At 70.5% G+C, this 8,252-nt stretch carries 8 protein-coding genes; 1 reads left to right on the top strand and 7 read right to left on the bottom strand.

The features are described from left to right. Positions 1 to 18: 18 nt before the first annotated feature. The 7 genes from ACFTZL_RS36570 to ACFTZL_RS36540 form a co-directional block, all read right to left on the bottom strand. Positions 19 to 807 (bottom strand): ABC transporter ATP-binding protein, encoded by a 789-nt coding sequence (locus ACFTZL_RS36570; protein ID WP_382592203.1) that lies wholly within the window; start codon positions 805 to 807, stop codon positions 19 to 21. Continuing rightward, positions 800 to 1,729, bottom strand: a complete 930-nt coding sequence (locus tag ACFTZL_RS36565; protein WP_382592200.1) for an ABC transporter permease — start codon at positions 1,727 to 1,729, stop codon at positions 800 to 802. The genes ACFTZL_RS36570 and ACFTZL_RS36565 overlap by 8 nt, the downstream gene beginning before the upstream one ends. A 105-nt stretch (positions 1,730 to 1,834) precedes the next feature. Further along, on the bottom strand, positions 1,835 to 2,707 hold the full coding sequence (locus ACFTZL_RS36560; RefSeq protein WP_382592206.1) for a glycosyltransferase family 2 protein: 873 nt from the start codon (positions 2,705 to 2,707) through the stop codon (positions 1,835 to 1,837). Positions 2,708 to 2,712: 5 nt separating this feature from the next. After that, positions 2,713 to 3,492, bottom strand: coding sequence for a CDP-alcohol phosphatidyltransferase family protein (locus ACFTZL_RS36555; RefSeq protein WP_189726014.1), 780 nt, complete (start codon positions 3,490 to 3,492; stop codon positions 2,713 to 2,715). Next, on the bottom strand, positions 3,470 to 4,531 hold the full coding sequence (locus ACFTZL_RS36550) for an iron-containing alcohol dehydrogenase family protein (protein ID WP_189726015.1): 1,062 nt from the start codon (positions 4,529 to 4,531) through the stop codon (positions 3,470 to 3,472). Before ACFTZL_RS36550 ends, ACFTZL_RS36555 begins: the two co-directional genes overlap by 23 nt. Continuing rightward, entirely contained in the window at positions 4,519 to 5,271 is a 753-nt protein-coding gene (locus tag ACFTZL_RS36545) for a sugar phosphate nucleotidyltransferase (RefSeq protein WP_382592195.1), read from the bottom strand. The genes ACFTZL_RS36550 and ACFTZL_RS36545 overlap by 13 nt, the downstream gene beginning before the upstream one ends. After that, positions 5,268 to 7,073: a DUF5941 domain-containing protein gene (locus ACFTZL_RS36540; protein WP_382592193.1), complete on the bottom strand. Its 1,806-nt coding sequence runs from the start codon at positions 7,071 to 7,073 to the stop codon at positions 5,268 to 5,270. The genes ACFTZL_RS36545 and ACFTZL_RS36540 overlap by 4 nt, the downstream gene beginning before the upstream one ends. Before the next feature lie 277 nt (positions 7,074 to 7,350). On the opposite strand from ACFTZL_RS36540, the gene galE reads away from it, so the two are divergent. Beyond that, on the top strand, positions 7,351 to 8,252 hold a 902-nt coding region (gene galE / locus ACFTZL_RS36535), incomplete at its 3' end, for a UDP-glucose 4-epimerase GalE (RefSeq protein ID WP_382592190.1).

Raw genomic sequence — 8,252 nt, 5'->3', positions numbered from 1 at the left:
GGCCCTGGCCGATCCGGTCTACTTGCCGGTGAACTTCTCGTACTCCTTGAGCACCTCGTCGGTCGGGCCGTCCATCCGCAGCTCACCGCGCTCCAGCCACAGGACGCGGTCACACGTGTCGCGGATCGACTTGTTGTTGTGGCTGACCAGAAACACGGTGCCGGCTTCCTTGCGCAGCTCCCGGATGCGGTCCTCGGAGCGCTTCTGGAACTTGCGGTCGCCGGTGGCCAGGGCCTCGTCGATCATCAGGACGTCGTGGTCCTTGGCCGCGGCGATGGAGAAGCGGAGCCGGGCCGCCATGCCGGAGGAGTACGTGCGCATGGGCAGGGTGATGAAGTCGCCCTTCTCGTTGATGCCGGAGAAGTCGACGATCTGCTGGTAGCGGTCCTTGATCTCCTCGCGGGACATGCCCATGGCGAGGCCGCCCAATATGACGTTCCGCTCGCCGGTGAGGTCGTTCATCAGGGCCGCGTTGACGCCGAGCAGCGAGGGCTGGCCGTCGGTGTAGACCTTGCCCTGCTCGGCGGGCAGCAGACCGGCGATGGCACGCAGCAGGGTCGACTTGCCGGAGCCGTTGGAGCCGATCAGGCCGATGGCCTCGCCGCGGTAGGCGACGAAGGAGACGCCGCGTACGGCGTGCACCTTGCGCACGCCCCGCGCCTCGTCGTCGGAGCCCCGCTTCAGAATGCGGCTGAGAGCGGCGGTGGCGCTGCCCTTCCCGGACTTGGCGCCATTGACGCGGTAGACGATGTGCAGGTCGTCCGCGACGACGGTGGGGATCCGCGCTTCCTGCTTCTGCTCAGCCACGGCCGTACCTCTCCTCCGCCTTCCAGAAGTACACGAATCCGCCGACGGCGATCAGCACGGCCCAGCCGCCCGCGGCCGCCCACACGTGGTCGGGAAGGTACCTGGAGCCGTAGTCGTCGATGAGGGAGAAGCGCATCAGGTCCATGTAGATCGCGGCCGGGTTCCACTGCAGGACGTTCGAGATCCAGGCCGGCTTGGACTCGAGGAAGATCGGGATGGAGAACATCACACCGGACGCGTACATCCACGTCCGCATCACGAACGGCATGAGCTGCGCGAGGTCCGGGGTCTTGGCGCCCGCCCGGGCCATGATCAGCGCGAGGCCGGTGTTGAAGCAGAACTGCAGGACGAGCACCGGCACGATCAGCAGCCAGGACAGGTCGGGGTAGTGGCCGAATCCGATCGTGATGGCGAACAGCACGATCATCGAGAAGAGCAACTGCTGGAGCTGCTGCAACGCGAAGGAGATCGGCAGGGAGGCGCGCGGGAAGTGCAGGGCGCGGACCAGGCCGAGGTTGCCGGAGATCGCGCGCACGCCCGCCATCACCGAGCTCTGCGTGAAGGTGAACACGAACACGCCCGTGACCAGGAACGGGATGTACACCTCGCGGCTCATGCCCCGGTCGGCTTCCAGGAGCATGCCGAAGATGAAGAAGTACACGGCCGCGTTCAGCAGCGGTGTGGCCACCTGCCACAGCTGGCCGAGCTTGGCCTGGCTGTACTGGGCGGTCAGCTTCGCGCGGGAGAAGGCGAGGATGAAGTGCCGCCGGTCCCAGAGCTGACGGACGTACTCGATGAGGGACGGCCGGGCGCCGCTGACGCTCAGCCCGTGCCTGGCGGCGAGTTCCCCCGCCGTGAGTCCCTCGTCGGGCGCCGCGGACGCGCTCACCGCGACCGGGGCATCGTGCGTTGTCTCACTCACTAGTGGAAACTTTCGTCTTCGAGATGCGTGGCCTGTGCGGGCCTGCATGAGCCGGGGGCCAGGGTACGGCCCGGGTGCTCCCGGATACTCCCGGATACGAGCTTGTCAGATGACAGGGGGCCGGCCCAGTCGGGTCAGCCGCCACACCGTACGCCACTTCATGGGCCGGCGGGGTCCGCACGGGGTCGTCCAGCCTTCGCGGAATCCGCCCAGCCAGGCCCGCAGTGCGGGGCGGGAGGGGCGGCGTACGAGGGTGAGCAGCAGCCACACGCCGAGATAGACCGGGACGAGCGGCGCGGGGAGGTTTCTGCGGGCCAGCCAGACGCGGTTGCGGGCGACCATGCGGTGGTAGACCGCGTGCCGCGAGGGAGCGGTCGTCGGGTGGTACAGCACCATGTCGGACCGGTAGTCGATCATCCAGCCCGCGTCGAGGGCCCGCCATGCCAGGTCGGTCTCTTCGTGGGCGTAGAAGAACTCGTCGGGCAGTCCGCCGACGTCGGCGAAGACCCGGGTGCGGACCGCGTTGGCTCCGCCGAGGAACGTGGTGACGCGCGAGGAGCGCATCGGGTCGGCGGCGCGCAGCCGGGGCACATGGCGGCGCTGGGTGACGCCGGTCTCCGGGTCGGCTATGCGGAAACTCACGATGCCGAGCTTCGGGTCGGCCTCGAAGGCCTTGCGGCACAGCGCGGCGGTGTCGTGGCCCGCGAGCAGCCCGTCGTCGTCCAGGAAGAGCAGGACGTCGACGTCCCGGCCGGCCGGGCCGAAGGCCTCGATGCCGACGTTGCGGCCGCCGGGGATGCCGAGGTTCTCGGCCAGCTCGATGGTGCGGACGCCCTCGGGGACGTCCGGGACGGGCGAGCCGTTGCCGACGACGACCACCTCGACCGGGTCGCCGTCCTGCTCGGCGACCGAGTCGAGGAGGGCGCGCAGTTCGTCGGGGCGGTTGCCCATGGTGATGATGACCGCGCCGACCTTCATGCCGCTCACTTCAGCCTGCTCGAAGCGAGGATGGACACGAGGTGCAGCAGGGTCTGCACCAGCGCGATGCCGGCCAGCACGGCCACGCCGAGCCGGGAGAAGAAGAGGTCACCGCGGGCCTGGTCGACGATCGCCAGCACCAAAATCAGCAGGGATGCCTCGATGCCCAGGATCAGCCGGTGGAACTTCAGGGCGCCGGCGGCCTTGCGGGCCAGCGCCATGCCGGAGGAGCGCATCTCGGAGGCGGTCTCCTGGACCGGCGGCTTGCCGGCCTGGTGCCGGGCGACGCCGACGAGGTCAGTCTCGGCCTTGATCAGGATGGCGCCGAGGGCGGCCAGCGTGCCGAGGAAGGCCCACAGCCAGTCGATCCGGCCGCTGCCCCACAGGTCGGCGGCGCGCAGGCCGAAGCCGACGAGGACCGCGGCGTCGGTCAGGTAGGCGCCGACCCGGTCGAGGTAGACGCCGTTGAGCGAGTACTGCTTCTTCCAGCGCGCGATCTCGCCGTCGACACAGTCCAGCAGGAGATACATCTGGACCATGACGACGCCGAGCACCGCGCCCGCGATCCCCGGCACCAGCAGGGCCGGGGCCGCGAGCACACCGAAGACGGTCATCAGGTAGGTGAGCTGGTTGGGCGTGACCCTGGTGTTGACCAGGTAACGGTCGACCCGCAGGGACACCTCACGCATGTAGAGGCGTCCCATCCAGTGCTCACCGCTGCGCCGGTCCTTCACCCCCGCGGGGTGAACGACGGGGCGTAGTTCAGCTACCGATGGCCTTGACATAGTCGGCGTAGATGTCCTTGATCTGTTCGGTGTTCAGGTCGAGGTGTTCGAGGATGGTGTAGCGGCCGGGCCGGGTCTCCGGGGCGAACTCGACGGCCTTGACGAACTCGTCCGTCGTGAAGCCGATCTCGTCCGGCAGCACGGGCAGCCCGTGCCGGCGCAGCACCTCGGCCATGTAGGCCGACTCCTCGTGGGCCCCGCGCAGCCACATCGCGAAGGCCGCGCCCAGTCCGCACTGCTCGCCGTGGGCGGCGGCCCGCTTCGGGTAGAGCAGGTCGAAGGCGTGGTTGATCTCGTGGCACGCCCCGGAGGACGGCCGTGAGTCGCCCGACACCGACATGGCGATGCCGCTGAGGACCAGCGCCTCGGCGAGCACCTGGAGGAAGTCGTTGTCGCCGATGCCGCCGGGGTGCCGGAGCACGGCCTCGCCGGCCTGGCGGGCCATGGCCGCGGCGAGGCCGTCGATGCGCTCGCCCTTGACGCGGTTGGCCAGCTCCCAGTCGGCGATCGCCGAGATGTTGGAGACGGCGTCGCCGATGCCGGCGCGGACGAATCGGACCGGGGCCTCACGGATGACGTCCAGGTCGATGACGACAGCGATCGGGTTCGGCACGCCGTACGAGCCGCGACCCGCGTCGTTGTCGAGGGTGGCGACCGGCGAGCACAGGCCGTCGTGCGCGAGGTTCGTCGGGACGGCGACCAGCGGCAGGCCGACGCGCGCCGCGGCGAACTTGGCGCAGTCGATGATCTTGCCGCCGCCGAGCCCCACGACCGCGTCGTAGTGGCCGGCCTTTATGTCGCTCGCCAGCCGGACCGCGTCGTCGAGGGTGCCGCCGCCGACCTCGTACCAGGTGGCGCCGGGCATGCCGGGCGAGATCCGCTCGCGCAGCCTGGCGCCGGAGCCGCCGCTGACGGCGACGGCGAGGCGGCCGGAGTGCGAGATGCGCTCGTCGGCGAGGACGCAGGCCAGGTCGTCGAGGGCACCCGGGCGGATGTCCACGACGAGCGGGGAGGGGATGAGCCGGGTCAGTACTGGCACGCGATCTCCCGTCCGCGAGCGAGATCGTCGTGATTGTCGATCTCCACCCACTTGACGTCGCCGATCGGCGCCACGTCGATCCGGAAGCCGCGGTTCACGAGCTCCTGGTAGCCGTGCTCGTAGAACTGCTGCGGGTCGGTCTCCCACACGGTCTTGAGCGCGTCGGCCAGCTCGGGGGCCGCGTCGCCCTCGATGAGGGTGACGCCGATGTACTCGCCGGTGGCCTCGGCGGGGTCCATCAGCTTGGTGATCTTCGTCATGCCCCGCTCGGGGTCGACGACGACCTTCATCTCCTCGTCGGCCAGGTCCTTGACCGTGTCCAACGCGAGGATGATCTTCTTGCCTTCGCCGCGGGCGGCGAGCAGCGTCTTCTCGACGGAGACCGGGTGGACGGTGTCGCCGTTGGCGAGGATCACCCCGTCCTTGAGGGCGTCACGCCCGCACCACAGGGAGTAGGCGTTGTTCCACTCCTCGGCCTTGTCGTTGTCGATGAGGGTGAGCTTGACGCCGTACTTCTGCTCCAGCGCTTCCTTGCGCGCGTACACGGCCTCCTTGCGGTAGCCGACGATGATGCCGACCTCGGTGAGGCCGACCTCGGCGAAGTTGGCGAGGGTCAGGTCGAGAACCGTGGGTTCGCCCTCTATACCCGCAGGACCCACCGGCACCAGAGCCTTGGGAAGGACATCGGTGTAGGGGCGCAGACGCCGTCCGGCGCCGGCCGCCAGCACGAGGCCGATCATGCGGGTTCTCCTTCATCGTGTACGGCGGGCGCCCCTGCGGACACCCAGAAGCGGATGCTCTCCAGGAGCACCACCAGGGCCACGGCCACGGCCAGAGCCGTGAGCGCGACCGTGAACTGCGAGGCGGTGAGCAGCGCGGCGAGGACGGTGACGAGCAGCGTCCGTCCCTCGTGCCCCCCGATGGAACGCACCAGCCAGGCCGGGGACGCTCCGGCGTTGCCGCGGATGCGGTACACCGTGTCGTAGTGATGGTAGGCGACCGCGGCCACCAGCCCGAAAGCCGCAGGAAGGGCTCCGTTCACGTCCGCCTTGGCGGCGAGGACGAGGACCGTACCGTATTCGGCGGCGCGCAGGAACGGGGGGACCAACCAGTCGAGGGCGCCCTTGAGGGGACGGGCGACGGCGAGGCCCGAGGTCAGGGCGTAGACGGCGGCGGCGACGATCGGCCACGGTCCGCCGAAGCCGGTCAGGGCGGCCGTGAGGACGACGGCGAGGCCGCCGAGGAGGGCGACGACGGGGGCCGTGAAGCCCGGCAGCCCGCCGGCGGGCTTCTTGACCGCCTCGGCGAAGCCCTGGGCGAGCGGTCCGCTGTCCGTGAGGTCGGCGAGCGCCCCGGCTGCCCGGTCGGTCCGCCGGGCCTTGCGGGTCAGGGAGCGCAGCACCCGGCCCGCCGTGGTGTAGGTCGCGGCGAAGGCGCAGCCGATGAGCAGCACGTAGAAGGTGATACGGGGAGTCGTGGCCGCCGTCAGGATCGCGATCATCGCCCAGCGCTCGCCGATCGGCAGCACGATCATCCGGCGGATCCACACCGTCCAGCCGACACTGTCGAGCTTGTCCGAGAGCGCGGCGGTGGGGCTGGTGTTGGCGGTGGCGTCGTGGTTGGCCTCGTTGAAGGAGAAGTCCACGACGTGCCGGCAGGTCTGCAGGACCATGGCGCCGAGGGCGAGGGCCCAGACGTCGTCGCCGCCACGGGCGGCTCCCAGCGCGAGACCGGCGTAGTAGGCGTACTCCTTGGCCCGGTCGAAGGTGGCGTCGAGCCAGGCGCCGAGCGTGGAGTACTGCAGGGAGTAGCGGGCGATCTGGCCGTCGACGCAGTCCAGGACGAAGGACGCGATCAGCAGGACGCCGGCCGCCACGAAGCCGCCGCGGGTGCCGGTGGCCGCGCAGGCCGCCGCTATGAGGGCGGTGATGAGCGAGGCGGTGGTGACCTGGTTCGGGGTCAGGCCGCGGCGGGCGCACCAGCGGGCGATGTAGCGGGAGTACGGGCTGATGCAGTAGGTGGTGAAGAAGCCGTCGCGGGACTTCACGGCCGACTTCAGGCGTACGGCCTCGTCGTCGACGGCGGTCAGGGCCTGCCGTGCCTCGTTGCGGGCCTGCGGGTCGGCGGGGACGGCGGCGACGAGGCTGCCCAGCTCGGGGCGGTGCACCTCGGTGCCGTCGGTGTCCAGGGCCGTGAGGATGCGGTCGGCGAGGCTGTCGACCAGGGTGGTGCCGCCGCCCGCGGAGTTCTCACGGGCCATCGCCCGGGTGAGGGCCTGGCGCCCGGCGGGCTGGGCGGTGACGGCTCCGGGGATCGCGGCGAGCGGGAAGCGGGGGTCGGTGAGGCCGAGCCGCAGCGCGTGCACATGCCCCACGAACCGGGCGTCGACCAGCGCGACCCGCTCCTCGCCCGGCACCGCGGCGAGCAGGGTCTCGGCCTCGGCGGTGTCGGCCGCGCTCCGCACGTCGAAACCGAGGGACCGCAGATCGGCCTCGATCGACGATCCGGGGACCGGCTGACCGGTGAGGATGGCGGTCGACAACCGAATTCACTCCCTGGTACCGACGCGTCCGCGCCAGTGCTGTGCTGGGTGGGGGCGCCCGCTCCGGTGGCTCCCGGGCGGCATGTCGGCAGAGGCTATCGGATACCGGGAAGGCCACGTTCACCGCCTGTTAGGCAGATCGATCAACGTGGTTCGCACAAGCCTTTGCCGCGATCATCATCGTGGATCCGGGGCCCGCCCCACAAACCGCGCCCCCCAGACCGGACATCGGGGACATTGCGTGGGGCCCGGTCGTGGCGGCATAGGGTGAGCGACCATGACTTGGCTGATCACAGGCGGGGCCGGCTACATCGGGGCACATGTGGCGAGGGCCATGACCGAGGCCGGGGAGCGCGTCCTCGCGCTGGACGACCTCTCGGCCGGGGTGCCCGCGCGGCTCCCTGAGGACGTCCCGCTCGTGCAGGGGTCGTCGCTCGACGGTGAGCTGCTGAAACGGGTGTTCGCCGAGCACGGTGTGACGGGTGTGGTGCATCTCGCGGCGCGCAAGCAGGTCGCCGAGTCCGTCGCCCGGCCGACGCGGTACTACCGGGAGAACGTCGGCGGTCTGGTGACCCTGCTGGACGCGGCCGCCGGGGCCGGCATCGAACGCTTCGTCTTCTCCTCGTCGGCGGCCGTGTACGGCGACCCGGGTGTGGACCTCATCACGGAGGACACGCCCTGCACGCCGGTGAACCCGTACGGCGAGACGAAGCTCACCGGTGAATGGCTGGTGCGGGCGGCGGGCCGGGCACACGGGATCTCCACCGTATGTCTGCGCTACTTCAACGTGGCGGGCGCGGCGGCGCCGGAGCTGGCCGACACGGGTGTCTTCAACATCGTCCCGATGGTCTTCGACCGGCTGACGCGCGACGAGGCGCCGAGGATCTTCGGCGACGACTACCCGACCCCGGACGGCACCTGTATCCGTGACTACATTCACGTCGCCGACCTGGCCGAGGCGCATCTCGCGGCGGCCCGACGGCTCTCCGACGGGGGCGTCACGGGCGACCTGACGGTCAACATCGGCCGCGGTGAGGGCGTCTCGGTGCGCGAACTCATCACGGTCATCGGCGAGGTCACCGGCGACCGGCGGCCGCCGCTCGTAGAGGAGCGCCGCCCCGGCGACGCCCCGCGGGCCGTGGCCTCGGCGGCCCGGGCGGCCGAGGAGCTCGGCTGGAC

This window comes from Streptomyces sp. NPDC056948 (assembly GCF_042674225.1).
GTDB lineage: Bacteria > Actinomycetota > Actinomycetes > Streptomycetales > Streptomycetaceae > Streptomyces > Streptomyces purpurascens.
This window is presented reverse-complemented; position numbering and strand designations above follow the sequence as displayed.

Bases quoted from the DNA above. Each gene is read 5' to 3' on its own strand.
- ACFTZL_RS36560 (WP_382592206.1), bottom strand. From the start codon at position 2,707: ATGAAGGTCGGCGCGGTCATCATCACCATGGGCAACCGCCCCGACGAA.
- ACFTZL_RS36555 (WP_189726014.1), bottom strand. From the start codon at position 3,492: ATGTCAAGGCCATCGGTAGCTGAACTACGCCCCGTCGTTCACCCCGCG.
- ACFTZL_RS36545 (WP_382592195.1), bottom strand. From the start codon at position 5,271: ATGATCGGCCTCGTGCTGGCGGCCGGCGCCGGACGGCGTCTGCGCCCC.